The organism is Dyella sp. C9, from assembly GCF_003332825.1.
Classification (GTDB): Bacteria; Pseudomonadota; Gammaproteobacteria; order Xanthomonadales; family Rhodanobacteraceae; genus Dyella.
Window position 1 is genome coordinate 178025 of sequence record NZ_QIRF01000003.1, and the last position, 20116, is coordinate 198140.

Sequence of the window (20116 nt, forward strand, 5' to 3'; positions counted from 1 at the left end):
GCGGCGGTGGCTCAGCCCTTGGTGGCATTATCCGCGGCTGGCGTGCTGGTGCCTGGGGTGGCGCCCGCCTTGTTGGCGTCGCCCTTGTCGTCACCGCCAGCGCCTGGCAGCGGGATCGCATCACGCAACGTGCTCAGCACGCCCTTGCCCTGTTCCGGCTTGGCGCAGATCGCGTTGTCCACGGCGTCCTTGTAGGTCTTGTTCATCAGTCCGACCCAGACGGTGCCATCGGGACCGTGCGGCACCTTGAAGGTGCCGGTGGCCGCCATCTTGGCCGGTGCTTCGGCCGAGAACGCGGCGGGCGACTGCTCCCAGTAGGTGTTGCCCGATTGTTGCTTGGCCGAGCTGTACAGCACCAGGTAGCGCGCGCGCTGGTCCTTGACCTCGACGCTGCCGAACGCGCCGGTGCTCTCGTCGGTCCAGCCCATGTGTTCGCACAGGCTGATGTCCTGGGTGGTGATCGGCTGGAACGCCTCGTCGAGCACCACCACGGTGGGCGCAAACAGGTAGCTGGCGCGCAGCCAGCGGCCGTTGAGCTCGGACTTCAGCGCGATGCGGTACGGATACTGCGCCTCACGCGGCAGGGCGAAGCTCAGGAAGTAGCTGCGCTCGCCGTTGAGGTTGGCGACCATCGAGCCCGGCCCCAGCACGAACTTCTTCGGCTGCCAGGGCAGGGGGTTCTGGTAGGAGAAATCGGCGAACGTGGTGCAGCAGGGCGTGGCCTGCTGCAGGGCGGACTTGGCCTCGTTGAGGCCGTTGCTGGCGTTCTCGGGTGGCCGGAGATTGGGCGGCAACAGCGTCTTGGCGCTGTGGCAGCCCGCGATCATGGCGGTGGCGAAGACAACGACGGTGGCGATATTCAGGCGATAACGCATGGATCAACCGTAGATCAGAACTCCGCCGTGCCGGCGGCACGGGGATAGGGGATGGCATCGCGGATGTTGGACAGGCCGCACACGTACACGAGCAGGCGCTCGAAGCCGAGGCCGAAGCCGGCATGTGGCACGGTGCCGTAACGGCGCAGGTCACGGTACCAGCCATAGGTGGCGGGATCGAGCCCGAACTGGACCATGCGGCGGTCGAGGTAGTCCAGGCGCTCCTCGCGCTGCGCGCCGCCGATGATTTCACCGATGCCCGGTGCCAGCACGTCCATCGCGGCGACGGTCTTGCCGTCGTCGTTCAGGCGCATGTAGAAGGCCTTGATCTGCTCGGGGTAGTTCATCACCACCACCGGGCGGCCGACATGCTTCTCGGCCAGGTAGCGCTCGTGCTCGGTCTGCAGGTCGATGCCCCAGGCCACCGGGAATTCGAACTTCTGGCCGGAGTTCTTCAGGATCTCGATGGCGTCGGTGTAGTCGATGCGCTCGAACGGTTTGGCGATAAAGGCTTCCAGACGGCTGATCGCATCGGGCTGCACGCGTTCGGCGAAGAACGCCATGTCGTCGGGGCGTTCTTCCAGCACGGCCTTGAAGATGGCCTTGAGGAAGCCCTCGGCGCAGTCGGCATTGTCGTTGAGGTCGGCGAAGGCGATTTCCGGCTCCACCATCCAGAACTCGGCCAGGTGGCGCGCGGTGTTGGAGTTCTCGGCGCGGAAGGTCGGGCCGAAGGTGTACACCTTGCTCATCGCCAGGCAGTAGGCCTCGACGTTGAGCTGGCCGGACACGGTGAGGAAGGCTTCGCGGCCGAAGAAATCCTTGCGGAAGTCGATCTTGCCGTCAGGCGTGCGCGGCAGGTTGGCCAGGTCCAGGGTGGACAGGCGGAACATGTCGCCGGCGCCTTCGGCGTCGGAGGTGGTGATGATCGGCGTGTTGATCCAGAAGAAGCCCTGCTCAGTGAGCCAGCGGTGGATCGCCGTCATCATGGTGTGGCGCACGCGGGTCACCGCGCCGAACAGGTTGGTGCGCGGACGCAGGTGGGCCACTTCGCGCAGGAACTCCATCGAGTGCTGCTTGGGCTGGATCGGGTAGGTTTCCGGATCGTCGACGAAGCCGGTCACGGTGACTTCGGTGGCCTGGATCTCGAAGCTCTGGCCCTTGCCCTGCGAAGCCACCAGGGTGCCGGTCACGATGACGCCGGCGCCGGCGGTGAGGTGCTTCACCTCGCTGTCGTAGTTGGCCAGCTCATGGGTGGCCACGGCCTGGATGGGGTCGAAGCAGGAGCCGTCGCTCACGTTCACGAACGAAAGGCCCGCCTTGGAATCGCGCCGGGTGCGGACCCAGCCGCGCACGGTCACGATGCTGCCGGCTTCGATGCTGCCGGAGAGAGCCTGCTTGACGCTAACCACCGCCATGGATTGAAACTCCTGCTGGGTGCCGCATATCGGGCACATAAGACGAATCTGGCATCATAATCGACGTGTCGTTCAGGTAGCGACCCTTCACGTCCGATTTCCGACCCCCGAAACACCAGGTAGTTGCACCGCCCATGACCATCACCATCACTCCCGCCGCCAGCGAACGCATGCGCACCTTCCTTGCCGGCACCCCCGGCGCCGCGGGCGTGCGCTTTGGCGTGAAGCGCACCGGCTGCTCCGGCTTCGGCTATGTGGTGGACCTGGCCCAGGTGGTAGGCGAGGACGACCAGTTGGTCACCGTCGACGGCGTGCCCCTGATCGTGGACGGCAAGAGCCTGCCCCTGGTGGACGGCACCGTGATCGACTTCCAGCGCCAGGGCCTGAACGCCAGCTTCGTGTTCCACAACCCCAACGCCACCGGCGAATGCGGTTGCGGCGAGAGCTTTACGGTCGGCTGAAGCCTCCCTGAGTAGCGCCTTGGGCCGGGGGCGAGGCCCCGCGGGTGGGTTGGTCGGCGCGCGCTTGCCCCAAGCCCATGAATTCCCTTACACTTCCGCTTCTGTCCGCGCCCCAACGGCCCGGGCGGAACCTTGCCTCACCGCATAGGGCGGGAGGCTGCGAGGCCATAACGGCCGCATCCACAAGGAGTTACCACACGATGTCCCTGCGACATTACGAAGTCGTGTTTCTGGTCCACCCTGACCAGAGCGAGCAGGTCCCGGCGATGATCGAGCGCTACAAGGCGCTGATCGAGACCGACGGCGGCAAGATCCACCGCCTGGAAGACTGGGGCCGCCGCCAGCTGGCCTACCCGATCGTGAACCTGGCCAAGGCTCACTACGTCATGCTCAACATCGAAGTCAGCCAGAACGCGCTGAACGAGCTGGAGTCGGGCTTCCGCTTCAACGACGCCGTGCTGCGTCACCTGGTGATCCGCCGCGACGAGGCCGACACCGAGCAGTCCTTCATCCTGAAGTCCAAGGAAAAGGACGACGCCAAGTCCTCGCGTCGCCGCGACGACGAAGCGCGTGACGACAACGATCGCGACAGCGACGACTGATCAGGAGCCTAAGCCATGTCCAAGTTCTTCCGCCGCCGCAAGTTCTGCCGCTTCACGGCTGAAAAGGTCAAGGAGATCGATTACAAGGATCTCAACACCCTGCGCCAGTACGTGACCGAGAACGGCAAGATCGTGCCGAGCCGCATCACCGGCACCAAGGCGCGCTACCAGCGTCAGCTGGCGACCGCCATCAAGCGCGCCCGCTTCCTGGCCCTGCTGCCGTACACCGACAACCACGACGTCTAATGACGTCGTGGTGGGAATAGAGAATAGGGAGTAGGGAATAGTAAAAGTAGCCTGAGGTCACCTCACCGCGCTTTGTGCTTTATCACTATCCCCTATTCACCATTCTCTATTCCCTCACTCTTCGGACAACCGTCCACGGCTGCGTCGGGCCACACCGACGCTAACGAAAAGGAACCACCATGGAACTGATTCTTCTCGAAAAAGTCCGCAACCTCGGCAACCTGGGCGACAAGGTCAACGTGAAGCCGGGTTATGGCCGCAACTACCTGCTGCCGCAGGGCAAGGCCGTGCCGGTCACCGCTGCCAACCTCGAAGCCTTCGAGAAGCGCCGCGCCGAGTACGAAGCCAAGGCTGCCTCGCAGCTGTCCGGCGCCGAAGGCCGCAAGGCCAAGCTGGAAGGCGTGGAAGTGACCATCACGGCCAATGCGAGCCCGGAAGGCAAGCTGTACGGCTCGGTCGGTCCGCGCGAAATCGCCGAGGCGCTCGAGGCTGCTGGCCACGAAGTGCACAAGAACGAAGTGATCCAGGGCGAAGGCCCGATCCGCCACACCGGCGAGTTCGAGGTCGTGGTTGCGCTGCACGCTGACGTGCAGACCCAGGTCAAGGTGATCGTGGTCGGCGAAAAGTAAGCCGAACGCTGTTGCTCGCAAGTCCCGGACGGGCGCCCCTGCGGCGCCCGTCTGCTTTTGTGGCGGGGTGGGGGCTTCTGTCCACCGTCTTATCCACAAGTAACCACAGCTTATCCACAGGGTTATTGTCTCGTCGCCTGAGATGGCGCCGCGTATGCTCTGTGCCCAACGTCGTGTCGCCGGGCGTGTCCGGCGCGCTCTGAGGAACCGCGATGTCCTTCGTTCCCGATCAATCCGACCGCCCCGAGCGTTCCGAGCGCCGCGGGCGCGGTGGACGCTCCGAGCGCAAGCCCGCCCCCAACATCGACGCGCTGCGCATGCCGCCGCACTCCATCGATGCGGAGCAGGCCGTGCTGGGTGGCCTGATGCTGTCCCCCGAGTCGCTGGACAAGGTGGCCGACCGCCTGAGCGAGCAGGACTTCTACCGCAAAGACCATCGCCTGATCTGGCGTGCGATCACCGAGCTGGCCGCCAAGGGCATGCCCTGCGACGCGGTGACCCTGGGTGACTGGTTCGAGGCCAATGGCCTGGCCGAGATGATGGGCGGAGCCGCCTACCTGATCGAACTGGCCAACACCACGCCGAGCGCGGCGAACATTGCCGCCTACGCGGAAATCGTCCGCGAGAAATCGGTGCTGCGCCAGCTGATCGATGCCGGCACCGGCATCACCGAGGATGGCTACCAGCCCGAAGGCAAGAGCGTGCAGGAGGTGCTGGAGCGCGCCGAGCAGGCGGTGTTCAAGATCGCCGAGTCGGGCGCGCGCGGCAAGAAGGACACGGTGTCCATGCGCGAGGCGGTGAAGGATGCCTTCCGCATCCTGTCCGAGCGTTTCGAGAACAAGGGCCAGCTCACCGGCGTTTCCACCGGCTTCTCCGACCTGGATGAGCTCACCTCGGGCCTGCAGCCTTCCGACCTGATCATCGTCGCGGCGCGACCCTCGATGGGCAAGACCGCGTTCTCGGTGAACATGGCCGAGGCGGTGGCGATGCGCGGCAAGAAAGCGGTGGCGATCTTCTCGATGGAAATGTCGGCCTCGCAGCTGGCCGTCCGTATGATTTCCTCGGTGGGGCGCATCCATGCGCAGCACCTGCGCAACGGTGACCTGGCCGAGGAGGACTGGCCGCGCGTGACCAACGCCATCGCGCTGCTGTCCGAGGCCAAGATCTTCATCGACGATACGCCGGGCCTGTCGCCGGTGGAAATGCGTTCGCGCGCACGTCGCCTGCATCGCGAGCACGGCGGCCTGGGCCTTATCGTGATCGACTACCTGCAGCTGATGCAGGTGCCGGGCATGAAGGAAAACCGCGCCACCGAGATCTCCGAGATCTCGCGTTCGTTGAAGGGCCTGGCCAAGGAACTCAACTGCCCGGTGATCGCGCTGTCGCAGTTGAACCGCTCGCTGGAACAGCGCGCCGACAAGCGTCCGATGATGTCCGACCTTCGCGAATCGGGCGCTATCGAGCAGGACGCGGACGTGATCATGTTCATCTACCGCGACGAGTACTACAACAAGGAATCGCCGGACAAGGGCCTGGCCGAGATCATCATCGGCAAGCAGCGTAACGGTCCGACCGACACGGTGAAGCTCACCTTCCTCGGCCACTACACCAAGTTCGAGAACTACGCGCCCGACTCCTTCGTCGGCGCCTTCGAGTAAACGCGCCCGCGCCTTTAGGCGCCGTTCCGCTTCTCGAACGGCGCCTGTATCGATCCGGCCTCTTTGCGCCCCGTGCATGTGGAACACGGGTGGGATTCACCTCGCCCGGCGCAGCCTCCTAGGCGGTTCCCCGCACGAGGCACAACGCATGTCGCTGATCCTTCTGCTCATCATCGTGTTGCTTTTGCTTGGCGCGTTGCCGTCTTGGCCGTATAGCCGCAACTGGGGTTATGGGCCCAGCGGCGGCATTGGCCTGGTCCTGATCATCTTGATCGTCCTGTTGGTGCTGGGCGTCATCTGAGGGTGCTGCCATGAACCGAAGCCTGATTCCCGCGATATTGGTCGCCGCCTGCCTCACCCTGGCGGGCTGCGGAAGCAGCACCCGCGTGGTGCAGAACAACGATACCTGCGGCAAGCAGATGACCGACCTGCAGAATGCGCTTGCTTCCGGTGCCATGACCCAGCACGAATATGACAGGGCGCGCCAGGTGGCTATCGAACGCTGCGACAGCCGCGACAATCGTTGAGAAGCGTCTGCCCGGGGTTTGCCATGTGCATGCCCCGGGTAGGTCGTGCTTGCTGGCTAGGCTGGGCGCATCACTGGACCGGCTGGGCCGCGGACAAGGCTGCTAAGCTCTGTGCCTTGTCGGGGTTGCCTGGTCCGGCGTTTCGCCCCTCCTCCCACTACGCCGCAAGCCCGGCATCCCGCAGGTATGAGCCGCACCACTGTTGCCACCATCCATCTCGGCGCCTTGCGCCACAACCTTGCCCGCATCAAGCAGCTGGCCGCGCCGGCGAAGGTGATGGCGGTGGTCAAGGCCGACGCCTATGGTCACGGGCTCGAGCGTGTCGCGCGTGCCCTCGATGGCGAGGCCGATGCGTTCGCGGTGGCTGCGTTGGGCGATGGCTTGCGCCTGCGCGCGGCAGGTCACCGGCAGCGCATCGTGGTGCTCTCGGGTCCCGACCGGGCCAGCGATATCGCCGAGATGCAGCGATTGAACCTGGATGCGGCGATCCATCACGAGGAACAGCTGCAGTGGCTGCGCGAGGCTTCGCCTGCGCGCGGATTGCTGCGCGTATGGTTGAAGGTCGACAGCGGCATGCATCGCCTGGGCTTCGCTCCCGAGGCCGCGCCGTTCGTGCACGGGCAACTTTCCACCATGGCGGGGATCGATCCGGAGATCGGCCTGCTGACCCATTTCGCCGAATCGGAAGTGTTCGACGGCACCAGGACGCCCGCGCAGATCCGGCGCTTCGCCGAGGCCACGCGTGGCCTGCGTGGGCCGCGCTCGCTGTCCAACTCCGCGGCCGTGCTGGGTTGGGCCGAGGCACGCGGTGACTGGGTGCGCACCGGCGGCCTGCTGTACGGCCTGTCGGTGGTAGATGGCAAGAGCGGCGCCGATTTCGGCTTTCGTCCGGCGATGACGTTGAGCACGCGCTTGATCGCGATCAACCGCATCGGCAAGGGCGAGCGCATCGGCTACAACGGCACCTGGACCTGTCCCGAGGACATGCCGGTGGGCGTCGCGGCGGTGGGCTACGGCGATGGCTATCCGCGCAGCGCGGTGGCTGGCACGCCCGTGCTGGTGGGCGAGCGGCAGGTGCCCCTGATCGGCCGCGTGTCGATGGACCTGATCACCCTGGACCTGCGCGGCGCGCCGGAGGCCAGGGTCGGTGATCGCGTCACCCTGTGGGGCCCGGAATTGCCGGTGGAGATCATCGCCGCCCACGCTGGCACCATCTCCTACGACCTCACCTGCGGCATGACCCGTCGCGTGCTGTTCGTCGAAGACGAGAGCTGAGCGCGGCGCAGGCGTCTCGCCGTCTGCGATCAGCGCCCGCTAAGCTCACGGCCTTGCCCGTATCCCAGGATCTCCCCGATGGCCAAAGCCAAGACCGCCTATGTCTGTGCCGATTGCGGCGCGGAGCACTCGAAATGGCAGGGCCAGTGCCTGGAGTGCAATGCCTGGAACACACTCAGCGAATTCGTGGTGCAGCCGGCGGTGAAGTCGGCGGGCGCGGCGCGCAGCACGGGCTATGCCGGCGCCGCCGCGGGGGCGCCCAAGGTCACGCCGCTGACCTCGGTGGCGCTGAACGCGGAAACACGCACGCTGACCGGCATCGGCGAGCTGGATCGCGTGCTTGGCGGCGGCCTGGTCGATGGTTCGGTGGTGCTCATCGGTGGCGATCCGGGCATCGGCAAGTCGACCCTGCTGCTGCAGATGCTGGGTACGCTGGGCACGCAGATGCCCAGTGTCTACGTCACCGGCGAGGAATCGCTGGCCCAGGTGGCGGCGCGCGCACAGCGACTGGACCTTCCGCTGGCACCGCTGCATGCGCTGGCGGAAACCTGCATCGAGCGCATCATCGAGCAGGCGCTGGCCAGCCGGCCGCGCGTGCTGGTGATCGACTCCATCCAGACCATCTGGACCGAATTGCTCACCGCGGCGCCGGGCTCGGTCAGCCAGGTGCGCGAGTCGGCGGCCAAGCTCACCCGCTTCGCCAAGGAAACCGGTACCTCGGTGTTCCTGGTTGGCCACGTCACCAAGGAGGGCGGCATCGCCGGCCCGCGCGTGCTCGAGCACATGGTGGACGCCGTGCTGTATTTCGAAGGCGAATCCGGCAGCCGCTTCCGCGTGCTGCGCGCGTTCAAGAACCGCTTCGGTGCGGTCAATGAGCTGGGCGTGTTCGCCATGTCCGAGAAGGGCCTGCGCGAAGTGCCCAATCCCTCGGCGATCTTCCTCTCCGCGCACAGCGGTCCGACGCCGGGCAGCGCGGTGATGGTCACCCGCGAAGGTACGCGGCCGCTGCTGGTGGAAGTGCAGGCACTGGTCGACCAGTCCTCGCTGGGCAACCCGCGCCGTGTCGCGCTGGGCCTGGAGCAGAACCGCCTGGCCATGCTGCTGGCGGTGCTGCATCGGCACGGCGGCGTGGCCGCCTACGACCAGGACGTGTTCGTCAACGTGGTGGGCGGCATCCGCGTGCAGGAAACCGCGGCCGACCTGCCGGTGCTGCTGGCCGTGCTGTCCTCGTTGCGCGATCGCCCGCTGCCGGAAAAGACCATCGCGTTTGGCGAAGTGGGTCTGTCGGGCGAGATCCGCCCGGTGCCCAACGGCGAGGAACGCCTGAAGGAAGCCGCCCATCACGGCTTCCAGAAGGCCATCGTGCCCAAGGCCAATGCGCCGAAGAAGGGCAAGGTCGGCGAGATGGAAGTGGTGGCGGTGGAGCGGCTCTCGCAGGCCATCGACGCCACGCGCTGAATTGCCTTTCTGCAGGAGCGCACCCTGTGCGCTCCTGCATGGGAGTCTTCAGACGGGCGGCAGCGCGGCGAAATCCGGATGCTGCTCCGCGCGCAGCGCGAACATCACCAGCAGCGGGTATGTCGCGGCGGGCACGAACTCCGACACCACCAGCTGGGTGAAGCCCCATGCCACGGCGATGGCGATGTCGGGCTGCGTGGGCGTCGCGCCGAACAGCCAGTCGTCGACGCCTTCCAGTTCGGCTTCGAGGCGGTCGTAGGCGGCGCGCAATTGCTGCTGCACGCGCTGCAGCCAGCCGGCATCCCGTTTGTCGGCGTCGCGCTTGTACTCGTAGACGATCTGTACGCTTTTCTCCATGGCCGCGAGCGCCAGGCCGCTGAGGCGCAGGGCGCGCAGCCGCTGCGCCGGTGCCGAAGGCATCAGCGAGCGACCGGCCAGGGTCTCGGCCCAGTCGACGATCAGGCCCGACTCGGTCAGCAGCGAACCATCGTCCAGCACCAGCGTGGGCGCCTTCACCAGGGGGTTGATCGCGCGAAACTCGTCGTAGTTGCGGAATACCGACAACGATCGGTGAGTGAAGGGAATGCCCAGCAGGCGCAGCGAAACCGCCGCGCGACGCACATAGGGCGAGTCGAGCATGCCGATCAGTTCCACGTTCTTCTCCGTGTCAGGAATGAAAGACCACGGTCTTGCCGCCGTTGAGCAGCACGCGGTCGTCGAGGTACAGCCGCAGGGTGCGAGCCAGCACGCGCCGCTCGATGTCGCGGCCGATGCGGATCAGGTCGTCGGGCGTGTCGGCATGCGTCACGCGCTCGATGTCCTGTTCGATGATCGGGCCTTCATCCAGGTCGGCGGTGACGAAATGGGCGGTGGCGCCGCTCAGCTTCACCCCGCGCCGGTGGGCCTGGTGATAGGGGCGGGCACCCTTGAAGCCGGGCAGGAACGAGTGATGGATATTGATGCAGCGCCCGGCCAGGCGACCGGCCAGCTCGCGGGACAGCACCTGCATGTAGCGCGCCAGCACCACCAGCTCGGCGCCGCTCTGTTCGATCAGCGACCACAGGGCGGCTTCCTGCTGCGCCTTGTCGTCGCGCTCCACCGGCAGGTGATGGAACGGGATGTCGTCGAAATCGAGGTGGCGATAGGTCTTGAGTGGATGGTTGGCGACGATGCCCACGATGTCCATCGGCAGCTCGCCGATGCGCCAGCGGTAGAGGATGTCGGCCAGGCAGTGGTCGAACTTGGACACCAGCAGCATCACCTTGCGCTGCCGGGCACGGTCGCGCAGCGTCCACTGCATGCGCAGCGTGGGGGCGAAGGCGTCGAGGCCGGCCTCCAGCCCGGCAAGCGGAAGGTGCGCGCTTTCGAACACCAGCCGCATGAAGAAGCGCCCGGTTTCGGCATCGCCGAACTGCTGGGCCTCGATGATGTTGCAGTCGTGGTCGGCCAGGTGGTTCGACACCGCTGCCACGATGCCGGCGCGATCCGGACAGGACAGGGTGAGCACGAACTGGCCGGCAGCGCTCATGGCGTGCGGTGCAATATCAGTTCCAGCACCAGCTTGGTGCCGAAGAAGGCCAGCAGCAGCACGCCCATGCCGATCAGGGTGAGGTTCACCGCGCTGCGGCCGCGCCAGCCGTGGCGCCAGCGGCCGTAGAGCAGGGCGCCGAAGACCAGCCAGGCGATGATCGACAGCACCGTCTTGTGCACCAGGTGCTGTCCGAACAGGTTGTCGACAAACAGGATGCCGGTGAGCAGGGTCAGCGTGAGCAGCACGAAGCCCGCGCCGATCAGGCGGAACAGCAGGGTCTCGGTGAGCGTCAATGGCGGCAGCGCGCGCAGCCACGGCCCAAGCTGGCGATGGCGCAGCGCGCGCTCCTGCACGGCCAGCAGGATGGCCAGCACGGCGGCGATGGACAGCACGCCGAAGGCCAGCAGGGCCACCGTCACGTGCAGCTTGATCTGCCATTCCAGCGGCTGCGGCGCGGTGGCTGGGGCCAGGAAGGTATCCACGCCCAGCAGCAGCGCCGACAGCGGAAACACGATGCCGCCGAGTGCGGCGACGGGCCGCCAGATGTTCACCACCAGGGTCAGCGCGGACACCACGCAGGCCACCAGCGAGAGCGCGGCGAAGAAATGCAGGTCCAGCGCGCCGCGATGCAGGCTGAGCAGGATGGTCGCGTGGGTCACCACTGCCAGCGTGGCGATGGCCAGCGCGATGCGCTGCACCGTGGTGGAGGTGTTGTGTCGTGCGAACAGCGGCCACGTGGGCAGCCCCGCGGCTAGCAGGTAGTCGACGATGGCGATCAGTGCGGCGGCGGTCAGCATGGCGGGGAAGTGTGGCACAGCGTCGGCGGGGCGTGAACGGCACTTGTCAGGGGCCCCGATTTGGCCAATCGTGGCGCCCCCGCACGCATCGGCCCGAGCCTGGCACGCCAGGGCGGGCGCTGCGGCGCGACTGTGTTTTGCAGGGGAGCATGCGATGGTGCGCTGGTCGAGCCTGCTGGCAGGTGTCGGGTTGTTGGGAGTGGCGGTCATGGCACAGGCGTCCGAAAACCCGTGTGTGGCGCGTTCGGCGGAAATCCTCGATGGGTTGCGCAAGGGCGAGTTCGCCACCGCGACCCGCCATTTCGACACGCGCATGACGGCAGCCCTCGGTGCCGACAAGCTGGCCGACCTGTGGCAGCACCGCCTGCCGCAGCAGTTCGGGGCCTTCGATCACGCAGGCGATGCCAGGCTGTTCGAGCAGGGCGGCACGTCGGTGGCGGAAACGCCGCTGTACTTCGCCGGGCAGGCGCTGGCCATGCGGGTGAGCTGCAACGAGCAGGGCGAGGTCGCGGCGTTGTTCTTCGCGCGGCTGCCCGGCTCGCCGACCGCCCCGGTGCTGGGCGAAGGTGAGCGTCGCCTTGACGTGTCGACCCCGCTGGGGCCCTTGCCCGCCGTGCTGCGCCTGCCTCAGGGCGCAGGACCGTTTCCGGCTGTCGTGCTGGTGGCCGGCTCTGGCCCCAACGATCGCGACGAAACCGTGGGGCAGAACAAGCCCTTTCGCGACATCGCGGAGGGCCTGGCTGCGGCCGGCATCGCCAGCCTGCGCTTCGATAAGCGCACCCTGGTCTACGGCGCCAAAGTGCTGGAAAACGATGCGGCATTCGGTATCGACCAGGAGGTCACCGATGACGCGCTGGCCGCCGTGCGCTTGCTCGCTGCGCAGCAGGGCATCGATCCGCATCGCGTGTTCGTGCTGGGCCACAGCCTGGGCGCCTACATGGCGCCGCGCATCGGCCAGCGTGCGCCGCAGCTGGCGGGTCTGATCCTGCTTGCGGCCCCCGCCCGCCCCCTGCTGCAGGTGTCGGCGCAGCAGCTGGGCGAGCTCGGCGTATCGATGGGCCTGAGCGACGCCCAGGTCGCGGACAAGAAGAAGGCCATTGCCGACGAACAGCGCCTGCTGGCCTCGGCCGACCCGGCCCGGCCGCCCCAGGGCAGCTACGAGAGCCTGCCGCAGGGCTACTGGCTGAGCATGCGCGACTACGACGCGGTGACCGTGGCCGGGCAATTGGCCATGCCCATGCTGGTATTGCAGGGCGATCGCGATTTCCAGGTGTTTCCCGTCGAGGATTACCAGCGCTGGCAGAAGGCATTGGGCGGGCGTCCGCAAGTCGGCTTTCACCAGTATGCGGGCCTGAACCACTTGTTCATGCCTGCCGGGAAGTCCGGCACGCCGGCCGATTACCAGCTGCCGGGCCATGTCGATGGCCGCGTGATCGAGGACGTGGCGCAATGGATCAAGGCGCAGGCCGCCGCCCGCTGAGCCGGGCAGGGTGGCCCGCGCCGGCCTCTGCTATATTTGCCCGCTTGTCCCTGGACTCCTGTCTGCCATGTTCGAATCGCTCAGCCAACGCCTCTCTGCCACCGTCAACCGCCTGCGCGGCCGCGGTCGCCTGACCGAGGAGAACATCCGCGAATCGCTGCGCGAGGTGCGCATTGCCCTGCTGGAGGCCGACGTGGCCCTGCCGGTGGTGCAGGCGCTGGTCGAGCGCGTGAAGGTGCGCGCGGTCGGCCAGGAAGTGCTCAAGAGCCTCTCGCCGGGCCAGGCCCTGGTGAAGGTGGTCAGCGACGAGCTGACCGCGCTGATGGGCACCGCCAACACCGAGCTCAACCTTGCCCAGCAGCCGCCTGCGGTGGTGCTGATGGCGGGCCTGCAGGGTGCCGGCAAGACCACCACGGTGGCCAAGCTCGCCCGCTTCCTCACCGAGCGCAAGAAGAAAAAGGTGATGGTGGTGAGCTGCGACGTGTACCGTCCGGCCGCCATCGAGCAGCTGCGCACGCTGGCCGAGCAGGTGGGCGTGAAGTTCTTCCCGTCCGAGGCGGGCCAGAACCCGGTCGATATCGCCAAGAACGCGATTGCCGCTGCCCGTCGCGAAGTGGTCGACGTGCTGCTGGTCGATACCGCTGGCCGCCTGCACGTCGACGAGGCGATGATGGCGGAGATCAAGGCGCTGCACGCCGCGATCACCCCGATCGAAACCCTGTTCGTGGTCGACTCCATGACCGGCCAGGACGCGGCCAACACCGCCAAGGCGTTTGCCGAGGCGCTGCCGCTCACCGGCGTGGTGCTGACCAAGACCGACGGTGACGCCCGTGGCGGTGCCGCGCTGTCGGTGCGCTATGTCACCGGCCGCCCGATCAAGTTCCTCGGCGCTGGCGAGAAGACCGACGCGCTGGAGCCGTTCCATCCCGATCGCGTCGCGCAGCGCATCCTGGGCATGGGCGACGTGCTGTCGCTGGTCGAGGAAGTGGAGCGCAAGGTCGACCAGGAAAAGGCGCAGAAGCTCGCCGAGAAGGTCATCAAGGGCAAGCGCTTCGATCTCAACGACATGCGCGACCAACTCGAGCAGATGACCAACATGGGCGGCCTGGCTGGCCTCATGGACAAGCTGCCGGGCGTCTCCAGCCTGCCTGAGAACGTCAAGTCCAAGGTCAACGACGGCGAGATCAAGCGCATGGTCGCGATCATCCAGTCGATGACCAAGAAGGAACGCCGTCACCCGGACCTGCTCAACGGCTCGCGCCGCGCCCGCGTGGCGCGCGGTTCTGGCACTCAGCCGGCCGACGTCAACCGCCTGCTCAAGCAGTATATGCAGATGGAAAAAATGATGTCCAAGCTCTCCAAGGGCGGTACCAAGGGTCTGCTGAGGCAGATGCGTGGCGCCATGAAGGGCATGGGCGGCATGGGCGGCGGGTTCCCCCCGATGCGCTGATGGGGTGGGACGAGGGGCGCGACGAGAGGGCGCAAGCTCACGAGTACGGCGTTTTCCCTTGTCCACAGGCTGGCTGCGGGCGGTGATTTTGCCGCCCTCGCGACTCGCCTCTCACCTCTGATTCACCCAACCCCTTCCTTTTTCTCCAAAATTCATTAAAATGCCGCGTTTACCGCGCACGGACTCGTGCGTGCTGCCGGCATACGGCAACTCTGGAGCTTTTACTTATGGTCAAGATTCGTCTTTCGCGCGGCGGCGCCAAGGGCCGTCCGTTCTACCACATCGTTGTCACCGATCAGCGCAACAAGCGCGACGGTCGCAGCATCGAGAACGTGGGTTTCTACAATCCGGTTGCTTCGGGCAAGGACAAGCGCCTTGAGCTGAACCTGGCCCGCGTGCAGGAGTGGGTGGGCAAGGGTGCGCAGCTGACCGACAAGGTCGCGTCCCTGGTCAAGGAAGCCGGCAAGCAGCAGGCTGCCTGAGCATGACGGCAGCCGGTCGGCGCGTCCTGGTCGGACGCATCGTCGGGCTGTACGGCGTGCAGGGCTGGGTCAAGATCGAATCCTGGACCGAGCCCCGTACGCGGATCTTCACCTACCAACCCTGGCTGCTCACATCGGCGCCGGGTGTGGAGACGGAGATCACGGGAGTGAAAGGCCGTCCGCAGGGCAAGGGGCTCATCGCCCAGTTGCCCGGCATCGACGACCGAGATGCTGCAGCAGCACTGGTGGGACAGGACATCCACGTCGCCCGCGAACTGCTGCCGCCTCCCGGCAAGGATGAGTATTACTGGGTCGACCTCGAGGGTCTGGAGGTCGTCACCACGGAAGGCGTGGCACTGGGGCGGGTCAGTCACCTGTTCGCGACCGGGGCCAACGACGTCGTGGTGGTGAAGGACGGCACGCGCGAGCGTCTGATTCCTTTCATCCAGGGTTCGTATGTGCGTTCGGTGGATCTGTCCGACGGGCGCATGGTGGTGGACTGGGATCCTGAATTCTGAGCGCGCCATGCGCCGCCATATGGGTTGAGGATCATGCGCATCGATGTCGTCACGCTGTTTCCCGACTTCATGCGCCAGTGTGCTGCGGTAGGTGTGGTGGGGCGCGCGCAGCAGCGTGAACTGCTTCAGGTGGAAACCTGGAATCCGCGCGATTACGCCACCGACAATTACCGTACCGTGGACGGCCGCACCTGCGGCGGCGGGCCCGGCATGGTGATGCTGATCCAGCCTTTGCGCGATGCCCTCAAGGCGATGCGCGAGGCCGCACCGGAACCGGTGCATGTGATTTATCTCAGTCCGCAAGGAGCGCGGCTGACGCAGGGCCGGGTGGAAGCGCTGGCGAAACTGCCACGCATCGCTCTGCTCTGTGGGCGTTACGAAGGTGTGGACGAGCGTCTGCTGGCGCACGAGGTCGACGAGGAGCTCTCCATCGGCGATTATGTGCTGTCTGGCGGTGAGCTGGGTGCCGCGGTGATCATCGATGCCGTGGGCCGCTTGCAGGACGGCGCGTTGAATGACGCGCAGTCGGCGCAGCAGGATTCGTTCTCGGATGGACTGCTGGATTGCCCGCACTATGCGAAACCGGTGCATGACGCACTGGGTGACGTGCCGGATGTACTGCTTTCCGGCGACCACGCGGCCATCCGCCGCTGGCGCCTCAAGCAATCACTGGGACGGACCTGGTTGCGGCGTCCCGACCTTTTGGCTCAGCGCACGTTGGATCCACAATCCCGGGCGCTGTTGGATGAATTCCGCCGCGAACATGCGATGCAGACGCGGCACGACGATATGGCCCAGTAAGGGCTTAGTGAACAGACAGGTGTTGCCATGAACAAGATCATCGAACAGTTCGAAGCCGAGCAGATCACCCGCCAGCTGCCGGAATTCGGCCCTGGTGACACCGTGGTGGTCAATGTCAAGGTGAAGGAAGGTAACCGCGAGCGCGTCCAGGCGTTCGAGGGTGTCGTCATCGCCAAGCGTAGCCGCGGCCTGCATTCGGCCTTCACCGTGCGCAAGATCTCGCACGGCACCGGCGTGGAGCGCGTGTTCCAGGCGCACAGCCCGGCCATCGACTCGCTGGAAGTGAAGCGCAAGGGCAAGGTCCGCGGCGCCAAGCTGTACTACCTGCGCAACCTGGAAGGCAAGGCTGCCCGCATCAAGGAAGACGTCGCTGCCGTCTCCGCCGCCAAGGCTGCCAAGAAGGCTGCCGCCGAGTAATCCCGGCGCCTCATCGGTTCAAGCAAAACCCCGCGGAGCGATCCGCGGGGTTTTTGTTTGTTCTTTTTCTTCCTCTCCCCTTGGGGGAGAGGACTGAGGAGAGGGGAGGGTGCTCGCGGTGAGGCCTCAAAAGACCGTGCTTCGCTTGAGCAATGGGGCAAGATTGACCCCTCACCCCAATCCTCTCCCCTGTGGGGAGAGGGAGTCATTGGGAGCCTACGCCAGGCGCTGCGGTTCCTGCAGGAAGTTGCCCTGCACGAAGTCCACGCCGCAGGCGAACAGCAGCGAGGTGCTGGCCGCGTCTTCCACCCATTCGGCGATGGTCTGCTTGTTCAGTTCGCGCGCCTGGCGGCAGATCTCGGCGACCTTCTTCTGGCTCTCGGCCTGCTGGGGCAGGTCGGCCATGTAGCTGCGGTCGATCTTCAGGTAGTCCGCGTCGATGTGGTTGAGCAGCTGGAACGAATTGAGGCCCGAGCCGAACTGTTCCAGCGCGAACTGGCCGCCCAGCTTCTTCCACGACTGGATGAACTCCTGCGCGGGGCGCAGCGCGGTCACCACCTTGCTCTCGGTCATCTCCAGCACCAGCTGGCCGTGCTTGAGGCCGGCCGACTTGAGGCGCTCGCCCAGCCACGGCAGCAGCTGGGTGTCTTCCAGCGAGCCGGAGGTGAGCTTGACGAAGAAGGTGGTTGGCGTGCCGTTGCGGTCGCGGGCGCGCAGGTGTTCGATGGCCTGGTTGAGCACCCAGCGGTCGATGGCCGGGGTGAGGTTGTGCTTTTCGGCGATGGGCATGAAGAAGCCCGGCAGCACCTCGCCCTGCGGACCATTGAGGCGCAGCAGGATCTCGGAGAATTCGCCTTCGGCATCCTGCAGGCTGATCGTCTGCTGGTGGTACAGCACGAAATCGTTTTGCGTGAGCGCCTGCTGCAGCACGCCGAGCCAGTAGCGCTCGCGCTCTTCGTCGGCCTTTTCGCGGGCGCCCGGATCGTGCAGGTCGCTGCGGTTGCCGCCCTGGCTCTGCGCGTTGCGCAGCGCCTGGCTGGCCTGGTTGAGCAGCAGCTCGGTGTTGGCGTTCTTCTCGCCCAGCAAGCTGCCGCCGATGCTGGTGGTGACCGTGATGGAGCGCGTGCCCAGATCGAAGATGCCGCCTGCGATCGCCTGCTGCAGGCCGGCGATCCACTGCTTGATGCCTTCGTCGTTGCGGGTATGCAGCAGCACGCCCACGGTGTGTTCGGCCAGCAGGCCGGCCGTGTCGTGGGCGCCGAGCTGACCTTCCACGCGATTGGCGAAGGCCGCCAGCAGTTCGTCGGCCTTGGCCAGGCCCACGCCGCCCACGATCGCCTGCCAGTTGTCCGGCTCGATCAGCAGCAGCGACTGGCCCTTGGTGCCTTCGGTCGCGGCGGCCACCGCCTGGTCGATGCACTCGAGCATGCGGGCGCGGTTGAACAGGCCGGTGACCGGGTCACGCTGCAGCTGTTCGATCATGCCGACGTCCACCTGCTGGCGGCGGAACACCACCTGCAGGCAGGGCTCGCCCTCGAAGGTGGCGTGGGCAAATTCCACGCCGGCCTTGAAGCTGGCGCCATCGGCACGCCGTGCCTGAAGCTCGATGGGGCCATTGGGCTTCTCGCCGCGCGAGAGGCCCTTGAGGGTGTTCTTGAACTCCTCGGCATCGTTCGGGCCGACCATGTCCAGCACGGGCAGGCCGAGCAGGTCATCGAATTCGGTATAGCCGAAGGTGTCGAGGTAGGCCTGGTTGGCGCGCACGTGCATGCCTTCGTGCACGTAGGCGATGGCGTCGGTGGAGGAATCCAGCAGCGCATCGCAGCGGCGCTCGGATTCACGCAGCGCGGTCTCCAGGCGGCGCAACTGGCGGCGGGCGTTGAGCGCGTCGAACTCGCGCTGGATCACCGCCATCAGCTGCTTGGGCTGCGGGCGCAGGGCCACGCTGCGCGCGCCACTGACGAACAGTTCGGTGATGGTGGCGTTGTCCACCTGGCTGACCAGGGCGATCAGCGAGAGGTCGCGGCCGTGCGCATCGAGCAGGCGCGATACCTCGCGCAGCTCCAGCGTGCCCACGGCAGGATCGAACAGCACGATGTCCGGTCCGAGTTCGTCCAGCGCCGCGGTCACCTGCTCGGCGCTGGTGGCCCGCGCGGGGCGGACGGCGATGCCGCTGTTGCGCAGCAGGCTGATGATCTGTTCCGCGTCTTCGACCGACTTTTCGATGAAAAGGATCTTGATGACCTGGTCAGTTTTCATGGGCACGTCGAGCTATCCATTGTTCGCCGCTGCTGGTGGAAAACCTGCTATGACAGCAGGGCGCGGGCCATCGGTGGTTGTAGCGGATTCCGCCGGCGACTGCCAGCGGAAAGTTTCTAGAAGTGACGCGGCCCACAAGTGTGCCGCCGGGCCGTTACAGCGGGCGCTTGGAGGCCTCGCCGCCGACCTCGCGCACCAGCTTGGGTACCAGGTAGCCGGGCAGGCGATGGCGCATCGCCTCCACCAGGGCCAGTGCCTGGTCGTCGCCCACCTCGAAGTGAGCGGCGCCCTGCACGCGATCGAGCTGGTGTAGGTAGTAGGGCAGCACGCCGGCGGCGAACAGCCGCTCGGACAAGGCTGCCAGGGTCTCCGCATCGTCGTTGATCCCGCGCAGCAGTACCGACTGGTTGAGCAGGGTGGCCCCGGCTTCGCGCAGTCGCCGGCAGGCGGCATCCACGCTGGTGTCGAACTCGTTGGCGTGGTTGGCATGCAATACCACCACTTTTTGCAGTGGCAGGGAGTCCAGCCACTGGCCGAAGGCCTCGTCGATGCGCTCGGGCAGCACCACCGGCAGGCGGGTGTGGATGCGCAGGCGGGTGACATGCGGAATGTCGGCCAGGCCGCGCGAAAGCTCCTCCAGCTTGGCGGTGGCCAGCGACAGCGGGTCGCCGCCGGACAGGATCAGCTCGCTGATCGAACTGTCCTGCCGCACGTGTTCCAGTGCCTTGCGCCACTGGCCGGCCGCGGCCATCTCGTCCCCGTAGGGGAAGTGCCGGCGGAAGCAGTAGCGGCAGTTGATGGCGCAGCTGCCGCTGGCGATCAGCAGGGCGCGGCCTTCGTACTTGTGCAGCACGCCCTGCGCCGAGCGGGCAGCCATGTCGCCCACCGCGTCGGTGCTGAAGCCGGGAGCGGCGTCCAGCTCGGCCAGTTGCGGCAGGGCCTGTAGCAGCAGGGGGTCGCGGGCGTCGCCCCGGACCATGCGCGCCGCGAACCCGCGCGGCACCCGGGTGGCGAACCCGGCGTCATCGGCGGGCAGGCGCTCCGCCAGGTGGCCCAGCCCGACCGTCTCCAGCAGCTCGCGCGGGTCCGTGATGGCCTCGCGCCAGAGCGTGCGCCAGTCGGTTCCGGGTGGAGATAGGCGGGCAGCGTGGCTTGCGGTTATCATAGTGGGTCTTGAGTCGGGCCCCGGGCCCGGTGAAATCCCTATTCTAGCTGCCTGCCGGCGGCGTCACATC

At 66.4% G+C, this 20116-nt stretch carries 22 protein-coding genes; 15 read left to right on the forward strand and 7 right to left on the reverse strand.

All coding sequences use genetic code 11. The annotated features are described in order from the left end of the window. Nucleotides 1–11: 11 nt before the first annotated feature. Nucleotides 12–875 (reverse strand): MalM family protein, encoded by an 864-nt coding sequence (locus tag DVU99_RS05480; protein ID WP_114239201.1) that lies wholly within the window; start codon nt 873–875, stop codon nt 12–14. A 14-nt stretch (nt 876–889) separates the two neighbouring features. After that, on the reverse strand, nt 890–2290 hold the full coding sequence (gene asnS / locus DVU99_RS05485; protein WP_114239202.1) for an asparagine--tRNA ligase: 1401 nt from the start codon (nt 2288–2290) through the stop codon (nt 890–892). Between the two features lie 134 nt (nt 2291–2424). Between asnS and DVU99_RS05490 the strand changes: the two genes are divergently transcribed. The 9 genes from DVU99_RS05490 to radA all read left to right on the forward strand — a co-directional run bounded on the left by DVU99_RS05490 (nt 2425) and on the right by radA (nt 9146). Beyond that, nucleotides 2425–2751 carry an iron-sulfur cluster assembly accessory protein gene (locus DVU99_RS05490; protein ID WP_114239203.1) on the forward strand — a complete coding sequence of 109 codons (327 nt, stop codon included), beginning with the start codon at nt 2425–2427 and terminating at the stop codon, nt 2749–2751. Nucleotides 2752–2951: 200 nt separating this feature from the next. After that, nucleotides 2952–3353, forward strand: a complete 402-nt coding sequence (rpsF, locus tag DVU99_RS05495) for a 30S ribosomal protein S6 (protein WP_114239204.1) — start codon at nt 2952–2954, stop codon at nt 3351–3353. 15 nt (nt 3354–3368) lie between these two features. Then, nucleotides 3369–3599: a 30S ribosomal protein S18 gene (rpsR, locus tag DVU99_RS05500; protein ID WP_017462785.1), complete on the forward strand. Its 231-nt coding sequence runs from the start codon at nt 3369–3371 to the stop codon at nt 3597–3599. Nucleotides 3600–3778: 179 nt separating this feature from the next. After that, nucleotides 3779–4228 (forward strand): 50S ribosomal protein L9, encoded by a 450-nt coding sequence (gene rplI / locus DVU99_RS05505; RefSeq protein ID WP_114239205.1) that lies wholly within the window; start codon nt 3779–3781, stop codon nt 4226–4228. A 212-nt stretch (nt 4229–4440) separates the two neighbouring features. Next, on the forward strand, nt 4441–5886 hold the full coding sequence (locus DVU99_RS05510; protein ID WP_114239206.1) for a replicative DNA helicase: 1446 nt from the start codon (nt 4441–4443) through the stop codon (nt 5884–5886). Between the two features lie 148 nt (nt 5887–6034). Continuing rightward, nucleotides 6035–6187 carry a DUF3309 family protein gene (locus tag DVU99_RS05515; protein ID WP_114239207.1) on the forward strand — a complete coding sequence of 51 codons (153 nt, stop codon included), beginning with the start codon at nt 6035–6037 and terminating at the stop codon, nt 6185–6187. A gap of 10 nt (nt 6188–6197) precedes the next feature. Continuing rightward, entirely contained in the window at nt 6198–6413 is a 216-nt protein-coding gene (locus DVU99_RS05520) for a hypothetical protein (RefSeq protein ID WP_157971358.1), read from the forward strand. 186 nt (nt 6414–6599) lie between these two features. Next, nucleotides 6600–7688 carry an alanine racemase gene (gene alr / locus DVU99_RS05525; protein WP_114239209.1) on the forward strand — a complete coding sequence of 363 codons (1089 nt, stop codon included), beginning with the start codon at nt 6600–6602 and terminating at the stop codon, nt 7686–7688. Nucleotides 7689–7766: 78 nt separating this feature from the next. Continuing rightward, nucleotides 7767–9146, forward strand: coding sequence for a DNA repair protein RadA (gene radA / locus DVU99_RS05530; RefSeq protein ID WP_114239210.1), 1380 nt, complete (start codon nt 7767–7769; stop codon nt 9144–9146). 48 nt (nt 9147–9194) lie between these two features. On the opposite strand, the gene DVU99_RS05535 is transcribed toward radA, so the two are convergent. Genes DVU99_RS05535 through DVU99_RS05545 form a run of 3 tightly spaced genes read right to left on the reverse strand, consistent with a single transcriptional unit; the run spans nt 9195 to nt 11474 of the window. After that, complete coding sequence (locus DVU99_RS05535) at nt 9195–9800, reverse strand: glutathione S-transferase family protein (protein WP_114239211.1); 606 nt, start codon at nt 9798–9800, stop codon at nt 9195–9197. 13 nt (nt 9801–9813) lie between these two features. After that, nucleotides 9814–10674, reverse strand: coding sequence for a formyltetrahydrofolate deformylase (purU, locus tag DVU99_RS05540; RefSeq protein WP_114239212.1), 861 nt, complete (start codon nt 10672–10674; stop codon nt 9814–9816). Then, nucleotides 10671–11474, reverse strand: coding sequence for an inner membrane protein YpjD (locus DVU99_RS05545; protein WP_114239213.1), 804 nt, complete (start codon nt 11472–11474; stop codon nt 10671–10673). The genes purU and DVU99_RS05545 overlap by 4 nt, the downstream gene beginning before the upstream one ends. Nucleotides 11475–11682: 208 nt before the next feature. On the opposite strand from DVU99_RS05545, the gene DVU99_RS05550 reads away from it, so the two are divergent. The 6 genes from DVU99_RS05550 (at nt 11683) to rplS (ending at nt 16622) form a co-directional block, all read left to right on the forward strand. Beyond that, nucleotides 11683–12954, forward strand: coding sequence for an alpha/beta fold hydrolase (locus DVU99_RS05550; protein ID WP_157971359.1), 1272 nt, complete (start codon nt 11683–11685; stop codon nt 12952–12954). 67 nt (nt 12955–13021) lie between these two features. Continuing rightward, the gene (gene ffh / locus DVU99_RS05555; protein WP_114239215.1) at nt 13022–14404 is read left to right on the forward strand and encodes a signal recognition particle protein; all 1383 of its coding nucleotides are present in this window, start codon (nt 13022–13024) and stop codon (nt 14402–14404) included. A gap of 227 nt (nt 14405–14631) precedes the next feature. Continuing rightward, nucleotides 14632–14886, forward strand: coding sequence for a 30S ribosomal protein S16 (gene rpsP / locus DVU99_RS05560; RefSeq protein WP_114239216.1), 255 nt, complete (start codon nt 14632–14634; stop codon nt 14884–14886). 2 nt (nt 14887–14888) lie between these two features. After that, entirely contained in the window at nt 14889–15404 is a 516-nt protein-coding gene (gene rimM / locus DVU99_RS05565) for a ribosome maturation factor RimM (RefSeq protein ID WP_114239217.1), read from the forward strand. A gap of 33 nt (nt 15405–15437) precedes the next feature. Next, nucleotides 15438–16205 (forward strand): tRNA (guanosine(37)-N1)-methyltransferase TrmD, encoded by a 768-nt coding sequence (trmD, locus tag DVU99_RS05570; protein WP_114239218.1) that lies wholly within the window; start codon nt 15438–15440, stop codon nt 16203–16205. A gap of 27 nt (nt 16206–16232) precedes the next feature. After that, on the forward strand, nt 16233–16622 hold the full coding sequence (gene rplS / locus DVU99_RS05575) for a 50S ribosomal protein L19 (RefSeq protein WP_019463592.1): 390 nt from the start codon (nt 16233–16235) through the stop codon (nt 16620–16622). Nucleotides 16623–16838: 216 nt separating this feature from the next. Here rplS and DVU99_RS05580 read toward each other — a convergent pair whose 3' ends face one another. Continuing rightward, nucleotides 16839–18881: an EAL domain-containing protein gene (locus DVU99_RS05580; protein ID WP_114239219.1), complete on the reverse strand. Its 2043-nt coding sequence runs from the start codon at nt 18879–18881 to the stop codon at nt 16839–16841. Nucleotides 18882–19035: 154 nt separating this feature from the next. Continuing rightward, the gene (gene epmB, locus DVU99_RS05585) at nt 19036–20046 is read right to left on the reverse strand and encodes an EF-P beta-lysylation protein EpmB (protein WP_114239220.1); all 1011 of its coding nucleotides are present in this window, start codon (nt 20044–20046) and stop codon (nt 19036–19038) included. Between the last annotated feature and the right edge of the window lie 70 nt (nt 20047–20116).

Excerpts from the sequence above, each read along its gene's own strand:
- DVU99_RS05480 (WP_114239201.1), bottom strand. The coding sequence starts at position 875 with ATGCGTTATCGCCTGAATATCGCCACCGTCGTTGTCTTCGCCACCGCC.
- asnS (WP_114239202.1), bottom strand. The coding sequence starts at position 2,290 with ATGGCGGTGGTTAGCGTCAAGCAGGCTCTCTCCGGCAGCATCGAAGCC.
- DVU99_RS05490 (WP_114239203.1), top strand. The coding sequence starts at position 2,425 with ATGACCATCACCATCACTCCCGCCGCCAGCGAACGCATGCGCACCTTC.
- rpsF (WP_114239204.1), top strand. The coding sequence starts at position 2,952 with ATGTCCCTGCGACATTACGAAGTCGTGTTTCTGGTCCACCCTGACCAG.
- rpsR (WP_017462785.1), top strand. The coding sequence starts at position 3,369 with ATGTCCAAGTTCTTCCGCCGCCGCAAGTTCTGCCGCTTCACGGCTGAA.
- rplI (WP_114239205.1), top strand. The coding sequence starts at position 3,779 with ATGGAACTGATTCTTCTCGAAAAAGTCCGCAACCTCGGCAACCTGGGC.
- DVU99_RS05510 (WP_114239206.1), top strand. The coding sequence starts at position 4,441 with ATGTCCTTCGTTCCCGATCAATCCGACCGCCCCGAGCGTTCCGAGCGC.
- DVU99_RS05515 (WP_114239207.1), top strand. The coding sequence starts at position 6,035 with ATGTCGCTGATCCTTCTGCTCATCATCGTGTTGCTTTTGCTTGGCGCG.
- DVU99_RS05520 (WP_157971358.1), top strand. The coding sequence starts at position 6,198 with ATGAACCGAAGCCTGATTCCCGCGATATTGGTCGCCGCCTGCCTCACC.
- alr (WP_114239209.1), top strand. The coding sequence starts at position 6,600 with ATGAGCCGCACCACTGTTGCCACCATCCATCTCGGCGCCTTGCGCCAC.
- radA (WP_114239210.1), top strand. The coding sequence starts at position 7,767 with ATGGCCAAAGCCAAGACCGCCTATGTCTGTGCCGATTGCGGCGCGGAG.
- purU (WP_114239212.1), bottom strand. The coding sequence starts at position 10,674 with ATGAGCGCTGCCGGCCAGTTCGTGCTCACCCTGTCCTGTCCGGATCGC.
- DVU99_RS05545 (WP_114239213.1), bottom strand. The coding sequence starts at position 11,474 with ATGCTGACCGCCGCCGCACTGATCGCCATCGTCGACTACCTGCTAGCC.
- DVU99_RS05550 (WP_157971359.1), top strand. The coding sequence starts at position 11,683 with ATGGCACAGGCGTCCGAAAACCCGTGTGTGGCGCGTTCGGCGGAAATC.
- ffh (WP_114239215.1), top strand. The coding sequence starts at position 13,022 with ATGTTCGAATCGCTCAGCCAACGCCTCTCTGCCACCGTCAACCGCCTG.
- rpsP (WP_114239216.1), top strand. The coding sequence starts at position 14,632 with ATGGTCAAGATTCGTCTTTCGCGCGGCGGCGCCAAGGGCCGTCCGTTC.
- rimM (WP_114239217.1), top strand. The coding sequence starts at position 14,889 with ATGACGGCAGCCGGTCGGCGCGTCCTGGTCGGACGCATCGTCGGGCTG.
- trmD (WP_114239218.1), top strand. The coding sequence starts at position 15,438 with ATGCGCATCGATGTCGTCACGCTGTTTCCCGACTTCATGCGCCAGTGT.
- rplS (WP_019463592.1), top strand. The coding sequence starts at position 16,233 with ATGAACAAGATCATCGAACAGTTCGAAGCCGAGCAGATCACCCGCCAG.
- DVU99_RS05580 (WP_114239219.1), bottom strand. The coding sequence starts at position 18,881 with ATGAAAACTGACCAGGTCATCAAGATCCTTTTCATCGAAAAGTCGGTC.
- epmB (WP_114239220.1), bottom strand. The coding sequence starts at position 20,046 with ATGATAACCGCAAGCCACGCTGCCCGCCTATCTCCACCCGGAACCGAC.